The 22494-nt window shown below is 62.4% G+C and carries 17 protein-coding genes; 8 read left to right on the forward strand and 9 right to left on the reverse strand.

All coding sequences use genetic code 11. The features are described 5' to 3' along the window. Nucleotides 1–21: 21 nt before the first annotated feature. The 8 genes from lhgO to EOB36_RS00595 form a co-directional block, all read right to left on the reverse strand. Nucleotides 22–1221: an L-2-hydroxyglutarate oxidase gene (lhgO, locus tag EOB36_RS00560; RefSeq protein ID WP_095482827.1), complete on the reverse strand. Its 1200-nt coding sequence runs from the start codon at nucleotides 1219–1221 to the stop codon at nucleotides 22–24. Nucleotides 1222–1235: 14 nt separating this feature from the next. Then, a complete protein-coding gene (locus tag EOB36_RS00565) occupies nucleotides 1236–2744 on the reverse strand; it encodes a tripartite tricarboxylate transporter permease (protein ID WP_095482826.1) in 1509 nt (502 codons plus the stop codon). A gap of 25 nt (nucleotides 2745–2769) precedes the next feature. Beyond that, the gene (locus tag EOB36_RS00570) at nucleotides 2770–3237 is read right to left on the reverse strand and encodes a tripartite tricarboxylate transporter TctB family protein (RefSeq protein WP_095482825.1); all 468 of its coding nucleotides are present in this window, start codon (nucleotides 3235–3237) and stop codon (nucleotides 2770–2772) included. A 58-nt stretch (nucleotides 3238–3295) separates the two neighbouring features. Continuing rightward, nucleotides 3296–4273, reverse strand: a complete 978-nt coding sequence (locus EOB36_RS00575) for a tripartite tricarboxylate transporter substrate binding protein (protein ID WP_095482824.1) — start codon at nucleotides 4271–4273, stop codon at nucleotides 3296–3298. Between the two features lie 79 nt (nucleotides 4274–4352). After that, nucleotides 4353–5525, reverse strand: a complete 1173-nt coding sequence (locus EOB36_RS00580; RefSeq protein WP_095482823.1) for a mandelate racemase/muconate lactonizing enzyme family protein — start codon at nucleotides 5523–5525, stop codon at nucleotides 4353–4355. Between the two features lie 25 nt (nucleotides 5526–5550). Further along, complete coding sequence (locus EOB36_RS00585; RefSeq protein WP_095482822.1) at nucleotides 5551–6228, reverse strand: GntR family transcriptional regulator; 678 nt, start codon at nucleotides 6226–6228, stop codon at nucleotides 5551–5553. Then, nucleotides 6225–7343, reverse strand: a complete 1119-nt coding sequence (locus EOB36_RS00590) for an Ldh family oxidoreductase (RefSeq protein WP_128284044.1) — start codon at nucleotides 7341–7343, stop codon at nucleotides 6225–6227. Before EOB36_RS00590 ends, EOB36_RS00585 begins: the two co-directional genes overlap by 4 nt. Nucleotides 7344–8188: 845 nt before the next feature. Further along, entirely contained in the window at nucleotides 8189–9907 is a 1719-nt protein-coding gene (locus tag EOB36_RS00595) for an adenylate/guanylate cyclase domain-containing protein (RefSeq protein ID WP_126105648.1), read from the reverse strand. Between the two features lie 361 nt (nucleotides 9908–10268). Between EOB36_RS00595 and EOB36_RS00600 the strand changes: the two genes are divergently transcribed. From EOB36_RS00600 to EOB36_RS00620, 5 genes are all read left to right on the forward strand, one after another. After that, on the forward strand, nucleotides 10269–10928 hold the full coding sequence (locus tag EOB36_RS00600; RefSeq protein ID WP_077380658.1) for a L,D-transpeptidase: 660 nt from the start codon (nucleotides 10269–10271) through the stop codon (nucleotides 10926–10928). 10 nt (nucleotides 10929–10938) lie between these two features. Beyond that, on the forward strand, nucleotides 10939–11451 hold the full coding sequence (locus EOB36_RS00605) for an OmpA family protein (protein WP_027155108.1): 513 nt from the start codon (nucleotides 10939–10941) through the stop codon (nucleotides 11449–11451). Nucleotides 11452–11763: 312 nt separating this feature from the next. Next, entirely contained in the window at nucleotides 11764–12861 is a 1098-nt protein-coding gene (locus tag EOB36_RS00610) for a branched-chain amino acid ABC transporter substrate-binding protein (protein WP_095482817.1), read from the forward strand. Between the two features lie 23 nt (nucleotides 12862–12884). Beyond that, nucleotides 12885–14168, forward strand: a complete 1284-nt coding sequence (locus tag EOB36_RS00615; protein WP_245467531.1) for a branched-chain amino acid ABC transporter substrate-binding protein — start codon at nucleotides 12885–12887, stop codon at nucleotides 14166–14168. Between the two features lie 84 nt (nucleotides 14169–14252). After that, nucleotides 14253–16721, forward strand: coding sequence for an adenylate/guanylate cyclase domain-containing protein (locus EOB36_RS00620; protein WP_126105649.1), 2469 nt, complete (start codon nucleotides 14253–14255; stop codon nucleotides 16719–16721). A gap of 720 nt (nucleotides 16722–17441) precedes the next feature. Here the strand turns inward: EOB36_RS00620 and EOB36_RS00625 are convergent. Then, nucleotides 17442–18599, reverse strand: a complete 1158-nt coding sequence (locus tag EOB36_RS00625; protein WP_128284045.1) for a sulfite oxidase — start codon at nucleotides 18597–18599, stop codon at nucleotides 17442–17444. 539 nt (nucleotides 18600–19138) lie between these two features. On the opposite strand from EOB36_RS00625, the gene EOB36_RS00630 reads away from it, so the two are divergent. The 3 genes from EOB36_RS00630 (at nucleotide 19139) to EOB36_RS00640 (ending at nucleotide 22481) form a co-directional block, all read left to right on the forward strand. Continuing rightward, nucleotides 19139–19771 (forward strand): DUF1326 domain-containing protein, encoded by a 633-nt coding sequence (locus tag EOB36_RS00630; protein WP_128284046.1) that lies wholly within the window; start codon nucleotides 19139–19141, stop codon nucleotides 19769–19771. Nucleotides 19772–19779: 8 nt separating this feature from the next. Beyond that, nucleotides 19780–20658, forward strand: a complete 879-nt coding sequence (locus tag EOB36_RS00635) for a DUF2182 domain-containing protein (RefSeq protein ID WP_128284047.1) — start codon at nucleotides 19780–19782, stop codon at nucleotides 20656–20658. Between the two features lie 302 nt (nucleotides 20659–20960). Next, nucleotides 20961–22481: an FAD-dependent oxidoreductase gene (locus EOB36_RS00640; protein ID WP_095482808.1), complete on the forward strand. Its 1521-nt coding sequence runs from the start codon at nucleotides 20961–20963 to the stop codon at nucleotides 22479–22481. Nucleotides 22482–22494: the final 13 nt, after the last annotated feature.

Below are 22494 nucleotides of genomic sequence, written 5' to 3' on the forward strand. Positions count from 1 at the left end.
ATGGATTGTATCCGGTCCGGATCATTGTGACCGCTCTTCGATCCGATCGACGATCATCTTCGCGATCGGCATAGCGGACGTCGCCGCAGGCGACGGCGCGTTGCAGACATGCAACTGGCGCGGGCTGTCGAGGAAGAGGAAATCGTGCACCAGCGTGCCATCGGCCAGAACCGCCTGCGCACGAATGCCGGCGCCTGGTTGGCCGAGGTCCGGGAGTTCGAGCGAAGGGCAGTATTTGCGACACTGCTCCAGGTAGCCGCGGCGGAAAATCGAGTTGCGGAACTCGTCGATGCCTGACATCAGATTCTTGCGGGCCATTTTCCAGAAGCCGCCGAAGGTGAGCATCTGGGTGACATCGCCCAGGTCGATGCTGCCCTTCTTGTAGCCTTCGCGATGGAAGCCCAGCACGGCGTTGGGCCCAACTGTCACCCGTCCGTCGATCATGCGTGTCAGGTGGATGCCGAGGAACGGCAGATCCGGATCAGGGATCGGGTAGATCAAGTGCTTGACGATCGTCGATTTCGCGTCGGGCAATGTGTAATATTCGCCACGGAACGGCACGATCTGGTGGGTGGGATTGAGCCCGGCAAGCCTCGCCAGGCGATCCGACTGCAGCCCGGCGCAGGCAACAAGCTGCTCGGCGCGGATCGCTTCGCCATGATCGGTGGTCACCACCACGCCGGTGTCGTCTTCCGAGATGCCTTTGACGCGGGTGCCGGTCATCAGTTTGGCACCATTCGCCTTGAGACCCTCGGCCAGAGCGTCGCAGATCAGCTTATAGTTGATAATGCCGGTCGACGGCACGAGCAACGCGCCTAGGCCAGCGATGTTTGGCTCGATCTCATGCAGACGCGCCGCGCTGACCTCCTCGAAGCCAATGCCATTCTCCAAAGCGCGATGCTTTAGCGCTTCCATGCGCTCCATCTCGACCGGGCTGGTGCCGACAAGCAGCTTCCCGCACACCTCGAACGGAATGTTGTTGTCTCGCGCAAAGGCTTTCGTGGCCTTCGCTCCCTCGCGGCAGAGCTTCGCCTTCAAGGAGCCGGGGGCGTAGTAGATGCCGGCATGGATAACACCGCTGTTGTGGCCGGTCTGGTGCTCGCCGAAACCGGCCTCCTTTTCGATGACCAGGATGCGAGCCGCCGGATCGCGGGCCAGGATATCGGAGGCGGTGGCAAGCCCGACGATGCCGCCGCCAACGATGCAATATTGAAATGTCATATACCGCAGTCCTGTCAGACCTCAGCCTCGTCCGCGGCGATCTTCTTGCGCCCGGTCAGCTTGAGGAAGAGTGGGATCGAGAGCACGAGAACCGTGGCGATGAACAGCCCCAGGGCAATGGGCCGCTCGATGAAGACGAGCAAGTCGCCCTGCGATTGGATCAGCGTGCGGCGGATGTTGCGCTCCAGCAGCGGTCCCAACACCAGGCCGAGGATCAGCGGCACGGCTGGATAATCGAGCCTGGCAAGGATGATCCCGGCACCGCCTGCCAAGATGGTCAGCATCACATTGAACGTCGAATTGTCGATGGCGAAGACACCGTAAACGACGATCGCAATGACGATTGGATAGAGATAGGCTGTCGGAACGAAAAGCGCCGCCGCCAGCAGCGGAGTCAGCAACAGCGTCAAGAACACAAGTGCCAGGTTGCCGATGGCGAAAGAGCCAAACACCGACCAGACAAACTGCGGATTCTCGGTGAACAGCAGCGGGCCCGGCTGCAGGCCGATCATGATCAACCCGCCCATCATCACCGCCGTGGTCGCCGAGCCCGGGATGCCCAGCGTGAACAGCGGGATCATCGCGCCGTAGGACGCTGAATTGTTGGCCGCCTCCGGCGCTGCCACGCCCTCGACGATGCCGGTGCCATATTTTTCGGGCGTCGGCGACAGGCGCTTGGCGAGTGCGTAAGAGAGCATGGTCGCTGCCGAGGCGCCGACGCCGGGGAGGACGCCCACGAAGAAGCCGAGCACCGACCCTTGCAGCAGTTGCCAGCGTGTCTGAACGGCATCGCTCATCCTCGGCAACAGCGAGGCGAAAGTGTATTTGGCAACCGGTTTGTCCACGTTCGCCTCAAGGGAGGTGAAGATCGCGGTAAGCCCGAACAGGCCGACAGCGACGATGGAGAAGTCGAGCCCATCGAACAGGTTCATCGACCCGCCGGTATAGCGCGGCAAGGCGGAAATGGGATCGAGTCCCACCATGCCCAGCCACAAGCCCAGCGCCAACGCGACGAAACCCTTGAAGGCGTTGCGGCCGCCCAACACGCTGAGCAGCGAAAGCGCAAAACACATCATCGCCGTCATCTCGGTCGGGCCAAAGGCGAGTGCATAGCGCGATACCGGAACCGAAAGAGCCACCAGCCCGGCTATGCCGAGAAGACCCCCGACGAAGGAGGCGAAGACGCTCGTCCCCAGCGCCCGCCCGGCCTCGCCTTTCTGGGCCATCGGATAGCCATCGATGACCGTCATCACGGAAGGCGCGTCGCCGGGAATGCCGAGCAGGATCGACGTGATGGCGCCGCCGAACATCGAGCCATAGTAGACACCACCGAGGCACGCGATTGCCGCGACGCCGCCGAAGCCTGCCGCCACCGGCAGCATGATCGCAACGCCGGCGGTCGGTCCGAGGCCAGGGAGCGCACCGATCAGCAAGCCGACCACAGCGCCCAGTATGGTGCAGGCGAAGATTGCCGGATCGGTGGCGGCGAGAATTCCGTCCCACAACAGCGCAAGCGTTTCCATCGCGGTACCTCTCTTGGGTGGCCGATTAGAAGCCGAGCAGTCCCCTGGGGGTCGGCACGCCCAGGAGATTTTGGAACAGCAGCAGAAGGATGATCGGCGTGATCACAGACACCGCCGCAAGCTTGACAAAGAAAACCGGGCCCGGTTCGGTCCGCAGAGCCAGGCCGATCGCCGCCATAGCCAGCATGGTGGCGATCATCATGCCGAGATACGGGGTCAGCCAGACGGCGATCAGCAGCGCCGCGATCACGACCCCGGCTTTTGCCGCCTCGCGGCCCGATATGCCCGGGCCAAGCTTCTCAACCCCGCCAAGCGCCCGGTATAGATTTATTGCGCTGAGCAAAGCGATCGACGAACCGATGATGATGGGGAAGAGACCGGCCCCGGGCGTGGTGCCCTGCATCAGGCCATAACCGATGCCTGTGTAGATCAGCCAGAGACCGAAGATTATCAGCAGTGCGGCGACCAGTAGGTCGAGCCGTTGAACGCTCATCGCTTTCCTCCTCGCGACGGATGGGAGCCACCATTTCGGGTGGCTCCGAGCAACGTCACTATTTGATGATGCCGAGTTCCTTCATCATCGTCTCGTAGCGCGCGTTGGTGCGCTCGAGCACTTGCTTGAAGCCTTCCGCGTCAACATAGTCCGGGATGTCGTGGAAGCGGTCGATATACTGCTTCTTCCACTGCTCGCTGGTCGCAACCTTTTGCAGGATGCCCTCCCAGTAGGTTACGACTTCCGGCGGAACGTCCGCGGGCATGACCAGTCCGCGAAGCTGGGTGTGCAGAATCTCGCCATATCCGAGTTCCTTGAAGGTCGGGATGTCGGGGAAGGCCGGCGAACGCTCGGCCGACGTGATCGCGAGTGGCCGCAGCTTGCCGGCCTTCATCTGCGCCATCGCCTCGGATGGGTTGAGAAAGCCGACGTTTACATGTCCGCCGAGCAGCGCCGCCATCACCTCGCCCTCACCGTCGAACGGCACTGAGTCAATCTGGATGCCGAGCGCGTTGGACGTCATCTTGGCCAGCAGTGCCGCGTCGGAGACGACGCCCGTCGTACCGGTGGTGAAGCGCGGCGTCTTCTTCAGGTCGTCAAGCTTCTGGTATTCGCTAGAGGTAGGAACAACCATGATGTAGGGCGACTGCGCGATCGCAGCGAGTGGAGTGAAGTCCTTGTAGCTCACCGGCGAGCCACCCAGGAGTGGCGTTGTGAAAAAGCTGACGCTGACGGTCGCCAGATGATAGGGATCACCCTTTTCCTTGGCGACTACACTGTAGCCGACCGCGCCCGAGCCGCCTGTACGGTTCTCAGGCAGGATCTTCACAGGGATCAGCTTCATCTCCTCGATCACGCCGGCGATGGTGCGGGCGAGCGTATCGCTGCCGCCGCCGGCGCCGAACGGGATTATCATTTTAATGTCCTTGTCCGGATACTCCGCTGCCGCGGCGCTGACCGCGATGGCCGCAGCTGTGAGCAAACCGAGGCCGACAACGCGGCCATGGTTGACGAAGTTCGAGAGTCCGTAGGTCATAGTCATTTCCTCCCAGTTAGAACTTGGAACAGCACCGGAACCGATCGAACCATTTTTGGCGGTCCCGGGGCTGCGATTGTCAGGCGTTCTTCTTTTCGATGGTTTCACGCAGCAGGTAGCCGTGCGCATCACGACCGGTGAACTGGCTACCTTTGGGATCCTTGACTCGGCCATCCTTCAGCGCTTCGTAATTCGGCGTGAAGCCAAGGCCCGGCGCGTCCGGGATTGTCATCTTGCCGTTCACGGGGTCGGGCGTGCCGTTGAAGAAATGTTTTCCGGTCATCCACATGCCGTAGTGGAATTCGACCGGGCCGCCATTCATTACGCCCGCCAGAATGTGCATGTTGAAGATCGGCCAGCCGCCGCCATTGGCCATCGGCAGATTGAAGGCCTGGGCGAGGTGCGCCACTTTGAGCGCCTCGGTGTAGCCGCCATTGTAGAGGACGTTCGGCTGCAGCACGTCCACCGCGTGGTGGACGACGAGTTCGCGGAAGCGCCAGCGGTTGCCTTCCATCTGGCCGGCGGCGATTGGAATCTTGACGCGGCTGCGCAGGTCGGCAAGCGCACGCGCGTCGTTCTGCTGGATCGGTTCCTCGAACCATTTCAGGTTCGCGTCTTCCACGGCCTTCGCCAGCATGAAGGCGTCATGCGGGTTGAAGTAGCAGTTGGCGTCGATCATGAGGTCGACGTCGGGGCCGATTGCCTCGCGTGCGGCATAGACGCGACGCACGTCGTCCTTCCAGGTACGCGTCGGCTCGCCGCCGACGACCATCTTCAGCATGGTGTGCCCGTCGGCCAGAAACTTCTTGGCGTAGTCGGCGATCTGCTGCTCGTCGAAGAACGGGTAGCCAAACGTCGCATAGGTGTAGGCCTCGCGGGAATAGCCGCCCAGAAGCTCCGAGACCGACTTGCCGACAATCTTGCCCTTGAGGTCCCACAGCGCGATGTCGATCGCCGAGAGAGCGTTGGAAATGACACCGGTATAGGCGCGGTTGTTGAGCTGCTTCCATACTTTGGAGTGGATAGCCTCGGTGTGGAAGACATCCATGCCCTTGATCAACGGAAATATATGATCCTCGATGCAGGGCATGGTCGACCAAGGCAGGAACTGGCCGGTGCAGCCGAGCCCCTTGAGGCCCGTGTCGGTCTCGACCTCGACAAAGACGAACATGCGAGATTCGATGGATTCGCCGATGCCAGGCAAATCGATCTCGTGGCGATGCAGGCTGGCGGTGATGTTTGCAATTTTCAAGTGAGATCTCCTTGGGACAAATGGGTCATATGGCGGCCACGGCGGCCGCCGCATTTTCGATGGATGCCTTCCAGCGTGCCTTGCCGTTGAGGACGTGCTCGAGCCCACGCTGCCGAGCGAGCTCGACGTCGCCGCGCTCGATCGCTTCGGCGATGCTGCGATGCTCCAGATTGGTCTGCTCCGGCGATGATAGCGAGCGCCGCAGGACATGGGTTTCCCGGATCAGGTCGTTGTAGACGCGGCGCGCACAGGAATGATCGGCGATACGGCCGATCAGTTCGTGGAACGCAAGGTTGATCTCGTAGTAGCGCACGATCCGGCCGGCGGCGATCGCCGTATCCATGTCGGCTATCAGGCGCTTGAGCTTTGCCGCTTCGGCTTCGGTACGCCGTTCCGCTGCCCGCGCGCACATCAGCCCGGTGAGCAACGAGCGCACGTCGTAGTTTTCGGCAATCTCGCGGTGGGACATTTCACGGACGAAGACGCCGCGCGCCGGAATAGCGATGAGAAGGCCCGCCTCGACAAGTGCCCGCGTCGCTTCGCGCACCGGCGCTCGGCTCACGGCCATCTGCCCGGCAAGCACCGCCTCGTTGATCCTGCTGCCGGGCTGTATGTCCCCCGTGAGGATCATCCGTTCTATTTCGCTGTAGACGCGAGCGCTCAGGCTTTCGGATCGTTCGATCGGTCTTGCTGCAAATGTCACGTCTTCGCCCTCGGTTCACTGTCGCCAGCCAACTGTAAACTGTCGACAGAAGCAGGCGCAAGCACCCAGTCGGCGCCGGATTCCTGGGCTATCCGATGGAGACGGCGATGCAGGCCGGGCCCGATGGGAATGCCTGTCTTCTCACGCTCGGCGCGGACCTTGCGCTCCGGGTCGCCGGCCACCTGGACAGGTTTTAGCGGGTCCACGGGGGGTGTTGCGCGCAGATCGTCGCAGAAGCGGGCAACGTCGGCGCGGAAGTCTGCAATCGGACGGAACAAGGCGGGGTTGATGGCCATGAAGAAGTGACCGACATCGAGGCCCCATGGCTGTTTCGAATGGTTGGGATCGGTGATCAGTGTGGAGCCGGACAGGCACGAGGCGAGGATATTGACCATCGCAGCCAGCCCGTAACCCTTGTAGCCGGCGCTCTCCGCCGCGCCGCCCAGCGGCGACAGGAAGCCTCCCTCCATCACCGCTTTCGGGTCGAGCGTCGGCACGCCCTTCCCGTCCATGCCCCAGCCCGACGGCATGAGTTGGCCTTCGACGATCTTGTTCCGGACCTTGCCGGACGCCACCGTCGTCGTGGCCATGTCGAGCACGAAGGGCCGGCCGGGCTCGGCGGGGGCGGCGAAGGACCACGGGTCGGTGCCGAAGCGCGCCGCCGCGCCGCCGGTCGGCGGAACCCGAATGCCGAATACGCTGGTGGCGGCGATGCCAATCAGATCGTGATCGGTGGCCTTGGTGGTGAAGTAGCCCAGCGCGCCGAAATGACCGGAATTGCGGACCGACACCACGCCGACGCCGGCTGCCCTTGCCTTGGCGATCGCGGTTTCCATCGCTCGTATGGCGGGATCGTGGCCGAGGCCGCCGTCCCCGTCGAGCAGGGCGCTGACCGCCGTCTCCCGCACGATTGCGGGCTTCGACTGAAAGTTGATCGGCCGCGTCTGCCGTCGTTCGTTGTATTCGACCAACAGCGCGATGCCGTGGCTTTCGAGGCCATGGAGATCGGCCCAGGCCAGCACGTCCGCCGATTTCTCCGCCTTCTCCGCAGGCATGCCCCAAGCGCGGAAAATGCTCATCGCCTGACTGCGGTGCGTCTCGAAATCATGCCTCATCCTGACCTCCCGGGGAAGGCTGCGCCATGATCGACAGCCATCCGAGGATCAAGAATAAGGAATCGACCGATCGAAAAACAATGTCAGCTTCAATTGATTTAAACGATAGTTTTTCTTGGTTCCGGAAGACAGGTCCATACGCCGAAATTTGTTCGTGCCTCCGAACTGTGTGGGCGTCTACCCTCCGTGCGATAGGCGGAAAGGACCCTTTTGAGATTGACCAATTGTTGGCTGCATCCGTTCGAAGATGGCCCCAAGGATCGGAGAAGAACGCGATGCGGCTGCTGATCGCCGGAACACATGCACAAATGTCACGATACGGCGTTTCAACTCGGCAACGCCTCGTCGACGTTGTCCACGCGAAGGCAACGGTGATGCCACCCCGACAGGCCGAGGTTGGCGGCAAGGTCCGCGTATGCGGGACGCTCGGCAGCGCGACTTCAGGGTCGGGTGGACCCGAAAAACGGCCAGATGTTCTCGGTCTGTGCTCGAAAAGTCGCATAAGAGTGCAGGGCGGAACTCAACGGCGACCCTGTGACGGGTCGCCTCATCACAACGTCTGAACCTTTCACTACTCTTTCCTTCGCGGCCGCCCAACGGCAGGCCATGACTCGAAGGCGATGTTCACATTTCAGATTCTGAACGGCAGCTCTGCGCCCCAAGTCGGTCACAAAAACTGCTTTTCCGGCTTTTCGAAACGGACATTGCAGGATCCATCACCAACGTCGTACTCGCGCGCCATCAACGGACATTGATCGATGGAACCCACGGGCATTGCCCTCACAGCCAAAAGACGAGCGTATGTCCTGACGAGAGCAAGTCGGCGATCCAAAGCGATGCGCTCCTTAGTCGGGAAGGCCAGCCTTGCGGTAACCTTCGACGAAGCGCTGGAGCACTTCTTCGTCGTCGAATGGCTGCGATGTTGCCCAGTGCCTGATGCTGAAATAGGGATCGCTCAGCAGGAAGAATTCCGCCTCTTGACGGGCTTCGTCAAAGCGCCCGAGCTGCGCGAGGGCTGCCGCTAGGATGCGCCGCGACGTGGTGCGGTAGGTTTCCGGCTTGCGTAAGGCATCGACCGCAGATTGATAGTCGCCGAGCGCATAATAGGCTTGGCCCGCCATCCAATAGTACCACCCTGGAGGGTGCGGATTGAGCCGCAACGCCCGCGTCACGAATTCGATGCCCTTGACCGCGTCGCCCCTTAGGGTGATGAGATCCGAGCGCATCGCCCAGGCATCGGCATGATTGGGATCGAGCTTGAAGGTCGCCTCGAACTCGGCATCCGATTCCGGGAAGCGCCGTTCGTGACCAAGTATGATGCCCAGCCCCCAGCGGTTTCCCGCATCGTTAGGGTCGAGCGCCACAGCCCGCTGCGCTTCCGCCAGCGCGCGAGGCTGGTTGGTTTGCTTCGGCTCGTTCCAGAACAGCCAGCCGAGCCAAAGATTGAGGGCCAGCAAGCTATGTGCCTCGGCATAGTCGGGATCGAGTCCGATCGCCTTTTCCAGGAGCATGCGCGCTTCCCGCGCGCCTAACCCGGTCTGAAAACTGACGCCGCGGGCTCGCACGCAAAGATCATAGGCTTCGAGACTCGTCGGCCGTTTACGCGCCGGCTGTCCGGCCAATCGGCCGACAAGGGCTTCGACGATCTTGGCCGTGACCTCGTCCTGCACTGCAAAGATGTCCTCGAGGCTGCTGTCGTAGCGCTCGGCCCAGATATGATCGCCGCCGATCGCGTCGATCAGCTGCGCATTGATGCGCACGCGCGCCGCGGCGCGCCGGGCGCTGCCTTCAACCACATAGCGCACCCCAAGATCACGCGCGGTCAAACGCACATCGACCGACCGCCCCTTGTAAGCAAAGGTTGAGTTGCGCGCGATGACGAAGAGGCCGGCTGAGCGAGACAGGTCGGTGATCAGGTCTTCGGTCAAGCCGTCGACAAAGGTTTCCTGCTCCGGATCGTTGCTCATGTTGGTGAAAGGCAAGACCGCGATCGAGGGCTTGTCGGGCAATTCGAGCGATGCCAGTCGGCCGACCGGAGCGGCTCTCGGAACGTGCAGGTTCACGCGATAGCAGTATATCGGCTCGGCTATATTCTTCACCCGCTGCTCGCCCATGGGCTCGAACGCAAACGCCAGCTTCTGCCTGACCTCCTTGGACACCTTCTCCGAAACGCAGATGCCACCGGGCTCGGCGAGTTGTTGGAGACGCGACGCCACGTTCACGCCCTCGCCATAGCGATCGTCCCCTTCGACGATCACTTCTCCAAGGTTGATTCCGATCCGGACTTCGAAGCGCTGGTCTTCGGCGACGCTCGCGTTACGCTCCGCCATGCCGCGCTGAAGCGTGACCGCGCATTCGACCGCATCCACCACGCTGCCGAACTCCGCCAGCAGGCCGTCTCCCATCAGCTTGAAGATTCGCCCGTGTCGCGTCGCGATTTCCGGCTCGAACAGCTCTTTGCGGCCACGTTTCAGCCGGTCGAAGGTGCCCGCTTCATCCGCCTCCATGAGCGCCGAGTACCCGACAACATCGATGGCAAGGATGGCAGCGAGCTTCCGCTCCATGTTGAGCCTCAGTAAAGATTCACGACTCGCAAGCCGCAGGCCAGAGGCAGGCAGGACCGGCGCCTCCGGTCTTACCGGCCTATGATACCACAGATCACGCCTCTTGAGACTATGGCTCGCGCGACGCCCCAGCTCTCCTGCCGCAGGGCCACTGACGCGCGTCCGACCCATCCCGCTGCTTCTGGCGCAATGCGGTCGGCACTACCCTGGATGAAAAGGTCGGCTTTCCAGCCCCATCATCCCGAAAGCGGACGTTCCGCTTCCGGCACGGCAGACTGAAGCAACGCAGCATTTTCCACTTTGAGGCGAAGTAATTCTCAACTATGGTCCGCCAGGCTTTTGGCATGGGGGGATATTGCCGATGGTTTTATCACGCAGGGGTGTCGTGCTCGGCGGCCTGGCGCTGGTCGCGGTGGGTGCAACCAGCAATATTGCTCAAGCCGCGGCGGCAAAATCCTTTTTCGCCGGTACCGCCAGCGACAACAATTTTGTCTATCGCAAGACCAACTTCGCCAAGATCGACAAGAGATGGCATCGCCAGATCGTCAAGTATTTCAGCAGTGAGCCGGTCGGCACCGTCGTGGTCGATACCCGCCACCATTTCCTCTACGTCATCATGGAAAACAAGACCGCCATCCGCTACGGCGTCGGCGTCGGCAAGGACGGCTTCAAATGGTACGGCCGCGCGACGATCGACCGCCGCGCGCTGTGGCCGCAATGGGTCCCACCCCCCGAAATGCGTAAGCGCAAGCCGGACCTACCGCACATGGTCGCAGGCGGCGCGTCCAACAATCCGCTCGGGCCGCGCGCGCTCTATCTGCACCGCAACGGCGCCGACACCGGCTACCGCCTGCATGGCACGCTGGAGCCATGGAGCATCGGCACCGACGCTTCCAGCGGCTGCATCCGCATGTTCCCGGAAGACATCATCGACCTTTACCAGCGCTGCCCGATCGGCACCGCGGTGCAGGTCCTGCCGCACATCGCCGACCAGGCGCCCGCTTCCACCACTGTCGAATGATTGGCGCCTCATGAACCGCATGATTGAAAACACGCGCCGGCTGCTCGCCGCCGGCCTGCTGGTGCTGGCCGCATCCTGCTCGACCAGCAACACGCTGGCCCCTTCCACGCCCGACATCACCAACACCGAGGTTGCCGGCTTCCAGAACGTGCAGCCGGGCAGCGAGGAGGATTTTATCCTCAATGTCGGCCGCCGCACCTATTTCACGCAAGGTTCGGCTGCGCTCGATTCTGTCGCCAAGGCCACCCTCGACACCCAGATCGCCTGGTTAGCAAAGCATCCGCGCTGGCTGCTCAAGCTGCAGGGTTTCGCCGACGATCCCGGCGCAAGTGAAACGGCGCTGTCGCAGCAGCGCGCCGATGCGGTGATGGACTACCTCGCCGCCGGCGGCATAGACCGCAACCGTATGTGGGCCAAGGGCTACGGTAAGGACAGGCTCGTCCGCGACTGCCCCGACACCGCCTGCAGGTCGCAGAACCGCCGCGTTGTGTCTAATTTGCGCGATGAGAGGGACGAGCCGTAGGGGGCTGCTGTTCTGCTTGTGACCCGTTGGCGACCTCCATAGGTCAGACCGGAAGGTCTGCAAACGGGGCAATTCGGCTCGTCGCGAGAGGCCGGAACTACCGCTCAGTCACCGATTTTGTTGAGAGCTCAGCAATCCAGCGCTTCAGCCAGTCATCAGGTACCGCACAAGGCCACATGGCGATCCTGGTCCCTGGTCGCTCGTTCAGAAAAGAGCCGGATGCGCCGCAGAACCAGCCGAGGTATCCGCGCTTGCGGAAAGGACTGTCGGCGCCGGCTGGATTAGCGTAAGCTAAAGTTTGGGGGTGCAGTCATGCACCACGCGGTCACCATTGCTGTCGCCGCGCTCGCGGCGTTGTTCATCTGCCCTGCGGGGGCGGAGGTGTTGATCGGTGTCGCCGGCCCGATGACGGGAAAGCTCGAGTGGACCGGCACACAATTGAAACGCGGCGCCGAGGCGGCCGTGGCCGACATCAATGCGACGGGTGGGGTGCTCGGCCAGCAGTTGCGGCTCATCACGGTCGACGACTTCTGCGATCCCGAGCAGGCGGTAGCGGCAGCCCAGAAGCTGGTCGCCGACGGCGTGGTATTTGTGGTCGGGCACTACTGCTCCGGAGCCTCGATCCCGGCCTCGAAGGTCTACGAGGCGGCGCGCGTTGTGCAGATATCGCCATCCTCGACCAACCCGATGCTGACCGAGCACGGCCGCGCCACCGTCTTCCGCGTCTGTAGTCGCGACGATGCGCAGGGCCTCGAGGCCGGCGACTTCCTGGCTGATCAATGGGGCGACAGGAAGATCGCGATCCTCCACGACAACACGACCTACGGGAAAGGCCTCGCCGACGAGACCCGGAAGCAATTGAACAGGCGGGGCGTGACCGAAGCGATCTACCAGGCCTACGTTCCCGGGAAAGACGACTACTCCGCTGAGATCGTCGCGCTGCAGGCGGCGGATATCGCGGTGCTCTATGTGGGCGGGTACCATACCGAGGCCGCGCTCATGGTCCGCGCGGCGCGCGACCGGGGCTACCCGGTTCAGGTGATCTCGGGTGACGATACGGCGACCGAGGCGTTTGCGCTCATTGCCGGCCCTGCCGCCGAGGGCACGCTCTTCACCTTTGTCCCCGACCCGCGTCGAAATCCGGAAGCGGCTGATGTCGTTGAGCGGTTCCGCGCCGAGAACTTCGAACCCGATTCCTGGACGCTGCACAGCTACGGCGCCGCCCAGACCTGGGCGCAGGCGGTCGAGAAGGCAGGCTCGCTGGAGCCGAAGGCCGTGATTGCGTCGCTGCACAACAATCAATTCGACACGGTGTTGGGCCGTATCGACTTTGACGACAAGGGCGATCTCACGACCCAAAGCTGGGTATGGTACGTCTGGCGGAGTGGAGAGTACGTGCCGGTCGAGTAAGGGTCCGGCGCACGCTGAAACAAATGATGCAGACCGGGTTAGCACGATCGTTCGGATCAAGCATCGGCGCGATATTTGAGCGCCTCCGTATACGCGGCTGCCTCTTGCGTCTGCCGCTGGCGGGATCGCGGCTCCCAAGGACGCTGCGCCTGCGGAAAGGGCTGTCGCGCCGACCGGATTGGCGTAAGCGGCGGTTTGGGGGTGCATCCACCCACCGCATCATCACCGTAGCTATCGTCGCGCTTGCAGCCGCGTTCAGCCTCCCCGCGGGGGCCGAGGTCCTGATCGGGGCGGCGGGCCCGGTCACGGGGCAGCTCGCCTGGGTCGGCGGGCAGATGGAGCGCGGTGCCGAAATGGCCGTGGCCGAAGTCAATGAAGCGGGCGGCGTACTCGGGCAGCAGGTGCGGCTCATCACAGTCGACGACTTCTGCGATCCCGAGCAAGCTATGGCGGCCGCCCAAAAGCTGGTGGCTGACGGCGTCGTGTTCGTCGTCGGGCACATGTGCTCCGAGTCGTCGATCCCGGCATCGAAGGTCTATGAGGCTGCGGGAATCTTGCAGATTTCGCCGTCGTCCACCAACCCGATGCTGACCGAGCAGGGCCGTGCCAATGTGTTTCGAGTCATTGGCCGCGACGACGCGCAGGGCACCGTGGCCGGCAACTACCTGGCCGATCATTGGGCCGACAAGAAGATCGCAATACTTCACGACCGTACGACCTATGGGAAGGGTCTTGCCGATGAGACAAGAAAGCAGTTGAACCAGCGGGGCGTGACCGAAGCGATCTATGAAGCCTACGACCCCGGGAAGACCGACTATTCGTCTGAAATCGCTGCTCTCGAGGCAACAGATATTGCGGTGTTGTACCTCGGCGGCCGTTATGACGCAGCCGCCCTCATGCTCCGCGCGGCACATGATCGCGGATACGCACTTCAACTCGTCTCGGGCGATGCCATGTCGACCGAGGAGTTCGGCCTCATCGCCGGCCCCGCGGCCGAGGGCACGCTCTTCACCTTTGTCCCCGACCCGCGTCGAAATCCAGAAGCGGCGCTCGTCGTCGAGCAGTTCCGCTCCGAGAACTTCGAGCCCGAAGGCTATACCCTGCTGAGCTATGGCGCCGTCCAGGTATGGGCGCGGGCGGTCGAGAAGGCGGGCTCGCTGGAGCCCCAGGCCGTGGTTGCGTCGCTGCGGAACAATCAATTCGAGACTGTGTTGGGCCGTATCGACTTTGACGACAAGGGCGATCTTACGACCCAGAGCTGGGTTTGGTACGTCTGGCGGAGTGGAGCGTACGTGCCGGCAGAATAAGAATCCGCCAATCGCCGGCGCGCTGGTCGAGGCATCTGATGCAGGGCAAGTTAGCGCGATCGTTCAGATCAATGCGTCGCTGTGATGGTTGAACGCCTCGGCATACGTGGCCGCCTGTTGCTGGCCTTTTTCGGTATCAGCACCTTCGCGGTGTTCGCCACGGCGGCCGCTCTTTACGCCTTCCTCCAGGTGGGAGAGGTCGTCGACAGCATCACCAGGGATCGGGTGCCGTCGGCGCTGGCGTCCCTCCAGCTGTCGCGCCAGGCCGAGCGGGTCGCCGCCACTGCGCCCGCCATACTTACCTCGACCAGCGAGGCTCGGCACAACGAGGTCTCGGCTGCGATCGGGGCAGAGATGACGCGCCTCGAGGAGCTGCTTGCTGCGCTCAAAGGTGCGGCGCTCGACGTCGCGGCCGTGGCCGAGATCGAGGCGGCAGTGCTTGGTCTCAGGCGCAATCTCGACGCTCTCGACGATCTTGTCGCCGCCCGCCTCAGCGTGGTCGCGCGCAAGGAGGACCTGTTGCGCCGCTTGTCCGCCACCACAAATGCAGGTCAGCGTCTTGTGGCGCCCGGCATCCTTGTTCTGAACTCCAAGCTCCCGCAATGGCAGGCGGTCACGGCCGACACGTCGCGCGCCGCGGATCCAGGCGCGGCGACGGCGGCCGACGTGGTCCAGGCGATTGCGGCCTACCTCCCGCAGCAGAAGGCGCATCAGGAGATCTCGGCTGTCAATGACGCGCTGGTCAAGACGGCAGACGCGCCGACACCGGGCGATCTGACGTTGATCCTGTTCCCGCTGCGCCGGTCGCTCGCCGTTCTCGACACGATTTCTACCGAGATCGACGAGAGGCTGCGGGTCCGCTTCCGGCAGCGGGTGGACGAGTTGAAGGCACTTGTCGATGGTGAGAACAGCATCCCGAAGGCGCGGGAGGACGAGTTTGCTGTCCTGGCCGATGGCGAAAAGCTTCTGGCCGAGAATAGCAAGCTGTCGCGCAGTCTCACCGCTGCCGTCGATCGCCTTGTCTCAGCGGCAGACAGCGAGATCACAGCGTCCGGTCTCGAGGCCGCGCTCGTCCAGCGCTACGGCACCGGAGTTGTCCTCGGCTCCGCCTTTCTCAGCCTCCTGAGCTCGGTTCTGATTGTCTGGCTCTATGTCGACCGCAGCCTCCTTGCCCGTCTGGGAAGCGTGAGCCAGGGCATGCTCGCGATCGCCGGCGGCAATCTTCGTGCGCCGCTGCCTGCCGCCGGCCGCGACGAAATCGGGCGTATGGCCGACGCGCTCAGGCTGTTCCGGGACACCGCGGTCGAGATCGAGGAAAAGAACCTGCGCGAGGTCGCCGAGGCGCGCCAGCGGCTCGTCGATGCCATCGAGAGCATCTCCGAAGGGTTCGCTCTCTACGACGGGGAGGACCGGCTTGTCCTCAGCAACAGCCGCTATCGCGAGCTGCTCTACAGCGACCTTGCGATCGAACTGGCGCCCGGCACGACGTTCGAGCAGATCATCCGCCGATCCGCCGAGCGCGGCTACATCAAGGATGCCGAGGGGCGGTTCGAGGAATGGGTCGCCGAGCGGCTCTCCCGGCACCGCAACCCTGGCGAGCCCTGGGTGCAGCGGCGCGCCGATGGACGATGGATCATGATAGGCGAGCGGCGCATCACGGGCGGCGGCACGGTCGCCGTCTACTCGGACATCACGGAGCTGAAAAAACGCGAGGAGAACCTCGCCGAGAAATCCGCTGCGCTCGAGGCGCTCTCAGCCAAGCTGGCCAAGTATCTGGCGCCGCAAGTGTACAACTCGATATTCACCGGCCGTCAGGATGTCAGGATCGCCAGCCAGCGGAAGAAGCTGACAATATGCTTCTCGGATATCGCCGGCTTTACCGAGACCACCGACAAGATGGAGTCGGAGGACCTCACCCAGCTCCTCAACCACTATCTGACGGAAATGTCGAAAATTGCTTCGGATCACGGCGCGACAATCGATAAGTATGTCGGTGACGCGATCTTGATGTTTTTCGGCGATCCGGAGACTCGCGGTGTCAAGGAGGACGCGCTCGCCTGCGTCGAGATGGCCCTCGCCATGCAGAAGCGGATGACCGACCTTGCCGAAATCTGGCGTGACATCGGCATCGAAACGCCGCTGCGCTGCCGCATCGGCATCCATACCGACTACTGCACCGTCGGCAACTTTGGCAGCGAAGACCGGATGGACTACACGATCATCGGCGGCGCCGTGAATCTCGCCTCACGCCTCGAGCAGGAGGCGCCACCGGGTGCCGTGCTCATTTCCTATGAGACGTTTGCGCAGGTGAAGGACACGATCGACTGCGTGGAACTAGGACACGTCCAGGTCAGGGGCATCGCCTATCCCGTCGCCACCTATCGCGTCCTCGATCTGAAGGCCAATCTGGTCGCCGCCGGCAGCGCCGTTCGAACCGAGCTGCCGCATCTCAGACTAGAAGCTGAACCCGAGTTGATGTCTGCTGGGGAGCGAGAGGAAGCCGCGACTGCGCTTCGCGACGTGCTCGATCGACTTTGTCACAAGCCCGGGTAGCAGGCTTCGCGCCCGCACCCGGATCGTCGCCTTCTACAGCGCTCACCTTGTCGACCAATGCAGGGATGGCTCCTTCGCCAGCGCCTCTTTTGGGGCCGTGACTTGACCTTCCCGGCGTCGCTGGCAAGGTCCGCTTCTGGCGCAAAGTGGGCTTCGGCATTGCACCGCCCGGCCAAGCCGGCTCATAATTCCCTTCGGTTCCTTTTCGGTCAGTTCGAAAATCGGAATTTTTTTGTTGCGAAGGCTGCGGGACGGCGCCCCTCTCTGTCCTGCCGGACATCTCCCCCAACAAGGAGGGAGATTGGCAGCTCCACCGGCAGCGTTTTTTAATCCAGCCTTGGAGACTGGCGAACGCGATGGCGATATCCGATCAAGTGGGCCGGCAACGGGGCGACGTAGAGCATCGGCTTCAATGCTCCCTCGCCAGCCACCGCGCCCCGCGCAGTCTCAGGGCGTGGTGGTGTGCGCGCAGATTTCGGCCAGGCGTCCGGCAACGTATTCTCCGGCGGCGGATATTTGGCCGCCGGTTTTCGCCGCTGCAGCTCGGCAGCAGAGGCGCGTCGTAATTGGTCTCGAAGAAGAAGGGAATCGAAGCCGTGGTCAAAGTCGCCCGGCGGTGTGCCCGCCACACCACAGCCCTTTTGATTGAGCTTGCGAAGGGGCGCGCCAGCCCTTCGGATCAGGCAGATCCAAACGCAATTGCCACATGGCGGCAAGGTATTAGTCGACACGCACGCGGCGCGTCACCTGGCCATTGCTTTCCCAATATGTGTGTTTCTTGGCAATCAAGGGATCGTCCATTGCCGGTTGAATTTGTCCCGTGGTGCTGACCGCGCGCGAGGTCACCGTGTGTTCTCCAGGGGCGGGATTTGCCCAAGCCAGGGACCAGATCTTCCAGGCGTGCTCGGCCTCCTCACTATGGTCGATGGTCGCTGGTGCCCAAGGCCCTTGATCGATTTGCACTTCCACCCGGTCGATCGGCGCCCCCCAGGCTGCTCCAATGATGGAGTAATCTGAGTCTTTCCGGGTGACCTTCGCAGGCGCGGACTTTATCAGCGCTCGCCCGACCGAAGTCTCGACCCATACGGTCTCGCCGTTGTGGTCTTCCTCCCGGATGGTGACATAGTCACGGGCCATCAGAAGGCTCATGAACCGCGTATCGCGGACCTCGATGCGCTTCAGCCACTTGACGTTGGCGATCCCGTACCAGCCTGGAGCGATGAGCCGCACCGGGAAGCCGTTGGGCGCCGGCAAGGCGGCTCCGTTCATTTCATAGCAGAGGAGATTGTCGGGGTTCATCGCGTCGGCGAGCGACATGCTGCGAGCGAAGTTCTGCTGCATCTTGACGTCGCGTATCGCGACCTCGCCTGTGTCAGTGCCGAAAAAGACGACCTCGATGCCCTTCTCCAGAACGCCGGCTTCCTCGAGGATCGGGGCGAGCGGCGTCCCTGCCCAGCGGGCATTGCCGATGCCGCCGGTGAAAAAGGGAAACCCGTGATTGCCCGAGCATTCCACGGTGAAAACGACCTCCTGCCGCGGCCGCGCCCTGATGTCGGCGAGTGTCAATTTCAAGGGCTTCTTGACCAGGCCGCCGATCTCCATCGACCATGTCTTCTCGTCGATCGTTGGTCGGTTGAAATGCGAGATGCTGAAGAACTTGTCGTTTGGAGTTATCCAGCTATTCAAATCCTCCCAGACAAGCTGCTTCTGGATACCTACCGGATCGGGATTTTCGGTCGGCTGATCCAGCCACGGGATAACTTCCTCGCTCGGCCGTGTTGGAAAAGCGTAAGCCCGACGCGAGGTATAGAGAGCGGCAATTGCGGCAAGAGCCGCGCTTCCTTGAACAAGAAGTTCTCTGCGCTGAAAATCAGGCATGTTGTTTACCTCCCAGTTGATCCGGAACGGGCTGCAACGTGCCTTAGGCCGTAGCCTGATCACGGATAGGCGACACAATGTGAGGTCTGCCCACCCGGAAGTATCCGGACAGGTCAGACAATCACCGACGCAAGTCAAGCATGTGAAGCATTGGACGAAACACTAGCTCGCGTTTCGCACGCTAAGAGTGCGCCTTTGAGAAGGACGTGTCCACAACCTGGACGGGACATGATGATGATTGCAGCATTCGAGACCGATTTCCTGCCAAAATCGTTGCTGCTCGGATCGCAACCGAACGCCCGCTTCCGGGTCATTTCCGGACCTTCGCGGGTGCGGTCGGAAAGGCCCGTTCCGAGCCAATTGCTGCCGTTCCGATACCGGCCGCGCCATCTCCAGGACGGATGTTCACCCCAAATTTGGCAAGAAACCGCGTTGGCCTGCCGTCTCTTGTCGCGATCACTCTTGGCGCGACAGGATGGCGGCGCGGCCGGCGCAGGTGTATGATGATGGTCTAATATTTCGAGATGAGGGAGGACAGCATGATGTCTTGGGAAATCAAGGGACGTGAACTCGTCAATTGCACCTGCGAATATGGCTGCAACTGTCAATTCAATGCGCTGCCCGATAAGGGCCATTGCCATGCGGTGGCGGGCATCCAGATCGATGAAGGCCATCATGGCGAGACCGCTCTCGACGGCCTCCGGATCGCTGCGATCTTCAAATGGCCTGGCGCCATCCACGAAGGCAATGGCGAAGCCATCGCTTTCGTCGACGAGAGCGCAACCGACCGGCAGCGTAACGCGCTGCTGCGCATCATGACCGGCCAGGACACCGACCCGTTCGCGACGATGTTCGCCGTCTACGCCTCAACCGTGACAAAAATGAATGAGCCGGTTTTCACCAAGATCGATCTCGACCTCGATATCGACGGTCGCAGGGGCCGCATCTTCGTCAAGGATTATATCGAAACCGTCGGCGAACCGATCCGCAACAAGGTGACGGGCGCGGACTCGCGCGCTCAGATCGTGTTGCCGAACGGCTTCGAATATGCGGTCGCCGAGATCGGCAGTGCCTCGAGCACAACCAGCGGGCCGGTTCAGGTGAGCACTAAGGACAGTTACGGCCAGTTCGCGCGGCTGCATCTCAACAACCACGGGGTGGTGCGAGCCTGACGCCTCGCATGAACGGCGCGTCGCCACTGGAACGCCTGCTCAGACGCGACCGCGTCATCACGATTGCGGGCGTGGTGGCGCTGTGCCTGCTGGCCTGGCTTTATATCGCCGCCGGTGCAGGGCTCGGCATGAATGCGTGGGAGATGTCGAGGCTCGCGCTATTCCCCCACCAGCACACCGCCGACGTGGCCTCCGATATGTCTGGCATGGACATGCCCGGCATGGACATGAGCGCGATGGCCACGGCGGCGGAACCGCGGGTCTGGGGGGCCGCGACTTGGGCGCTGATGATCGCCATGTGGTGGGTCATGATGGTTGCCATGATGTCACCGAGCGCGGCGCCGACCATCCTGCTCTATGCGCGCGTGCATCGCCATGCGCTCGCACAGGGTCAGATCCAGGACAAGCTCGCGCCCACCGGCGTATTCATGGCAGGCTACCTCCTGGTCTGGCTGGGGTTCTCCGTCGCGGCAGCCGCGTTGCATTGGCTGCTCGAACGCGAGGCATTCGTTTCAGCAGCGATGATGAGTTCGCAGAGCCGCTGGCTTTCGGGCATCGTCCTGATCGCCGCGGGCCTGTATCAGCTCTCGCCGCTCAAGAACGCCTGCCTGTCGCATTGCCGGACGCCGACGGCGTTCCTTTCCCGACACTGGCGTCCCCACGCACTTGGCGCGCTGCGTTTGGGCGCCCTGCACGGGGCGTTCTGTGTCGGATGCTGCTGGATGCTGATGGCGTTGTTGTTCGTGGGTGGCGTAATGAACCTGGTGTGGGTTGCCGCACTCGCCATTCTGGTGCTGGTCGAAAAGGTGTTTCCTGCCGGCCAGTGGGTCGGCCGGGTGGCCGGCATCGCCCTGATCGCCTGGGGCAGCGCAACGCTTTTGGTCTGACGACCAGCGCCGCATCGAATGAAGGAAGCGACGACCAATCGCTTCTGATGCAAAGTGCGTCGCACCACCCGGCCGAACCGCATAGCTACCACTAGGCCAGGTTGGGAGCACTGCCCCGCCTATCCCGATTCGCGGCGACCGGCCCATCCGGCACGTGCAAGGTTCAACCCCGCAGAGGTGGTGGAGCGAGCTTTCCATCTGCGGTCTGACGAAACTGAGCATTATGCCGGCATTCAAAGCTGCGGAGGAACTTTGAATCCTCGCGCCCGTTTACCGAATGTCATGGATGGGAGGTTCCGCCGATGAATGTGAGCGACGAAAGGACCGTAGCCCTCTGGGCGGCGACCGAAGTAGCGCCCGATGCGGTCCCGCTCGGGCAGAGCGAACAGGTCGATGTCGTCGTCGTCGGGTCTGGAATTGCCGGCCTGTCGGTCGCGTACGAACTGGCCGCCGCCGGGCAAAAGGTAGCTGTCGTCGATCGCGGCCGGATTGGCAGTGGCATGACGGCTCGCACCACTGCGCACCTGTCATCCGTCTGCGACGACTATTTTTCGGAACTGATCAAATTGCGCGGTGAGGACCTGGCGCGGATTTTTTATCAAAGCCAATCGGCCGCTATCGACCGCATCCAATCAATCCAGGAGACGGAGAGTATCGCGTGCGATTTCCGACGCCTCTACGGCTTTCTCTTTCCGGCTTCCGGCGGCCGAGAATCCGATATCGAGCGCGAGCTGGACGCCGCTCTGAAAATCGGGGTCGACGTCGAGAAGATCAGGGGCGTGCCGTTTGCGGGCTTTTCGGATACGCAGGCCCTTCGATACGCGAATCAGGCGACCTTCCACCCGCTCAAATATCTCTGCGGGCTGGCCGCAGGCATCCGCGCGCGCGGCAGCGCGCTTTATGCCGATACCATTGTGGAAAACGTCGAAGAGACTGACGGCGGCGTGCGCGTATCCACGGTTTCGGGCTTAACCGTGTCTGCCAAATCGGCCGTTGTCGCCACCAACTCGCCGATCAACGACCGGGTCGCCCTCCATACCAAGCAGGCGCCCTATCGGACCTACGCGATGTCGTTCGAGATCGCGCGCGATACCCTACCGGATGCGCTGTATTGGGATACTGAGGACCCTTATCACTACGTTCGGCTTCAGCCTGGCGAAGGCCGTACCGACTTCCTGATCGTCGGAGGTGAAGACCACAAAACAGGGCAGGCCGACGATGCCGGCGACCGCTTCGCGGCCCTGATAGCCTGGACTAGAAGGCTGGTGCCCGATATCGGCGTGGAAACGAACCGGTGGTCCGGGCAGGTGATGGAGACCGTCGATTATGCGGGGTTCATCGGCCGCAATCCTGGCAACCAGCGTGTCTTTGTGGCGACTGGGGATTCCGGCCAGGGCATCACCCATGGCGTCGTCGCCGGCCTGTTGATCTCCGACCTGATTCTGAAGGGGGAAAGCCCCTGGCGCGAACTTTACGAGCCGTCTCGCAAGACGGCAGGCGCGATCGGCGATTACCTGGCGGAGAATGCGACTGCGATCAAGAGTTTTGCCGAGTATGTCGCGCCTGGCGAAATTGATTCCGCCGACAAGCTGCGACCGGGAGAAGGTGCCATCGTTCGCGAAGGGCTCAGCAAAATCGCCGCGTTTCGCGATGACGACGGCACGCTCTACAAGCGCTCGGCCGCATGCACGCATGTCGGCTGCCATGTCCACTGGAACTCCCTCGAGCGCTGCTGGGACTGCCCTTGCCATGGTTCGCATTTCGCTATCGACGGCACGGCTTTGAATGGACCTGCGGTGTCGCCGTTGGCTCGGCTGGGCTAGCCTCTTCAAGCCG

The sequence above is a fragment of the Mesorhizobium sp. M6A.T.Cr.TU.017.01.1.1 genome (genome assembly GCF_004023115.1).
Classification (GTDB): Bacteria; Pseudomonadota; Alphaproteobacteria; order Rhizobiales; family Rhizobiaceae; genus Mesorhizobium; species Mesorhizobium mediterraneum.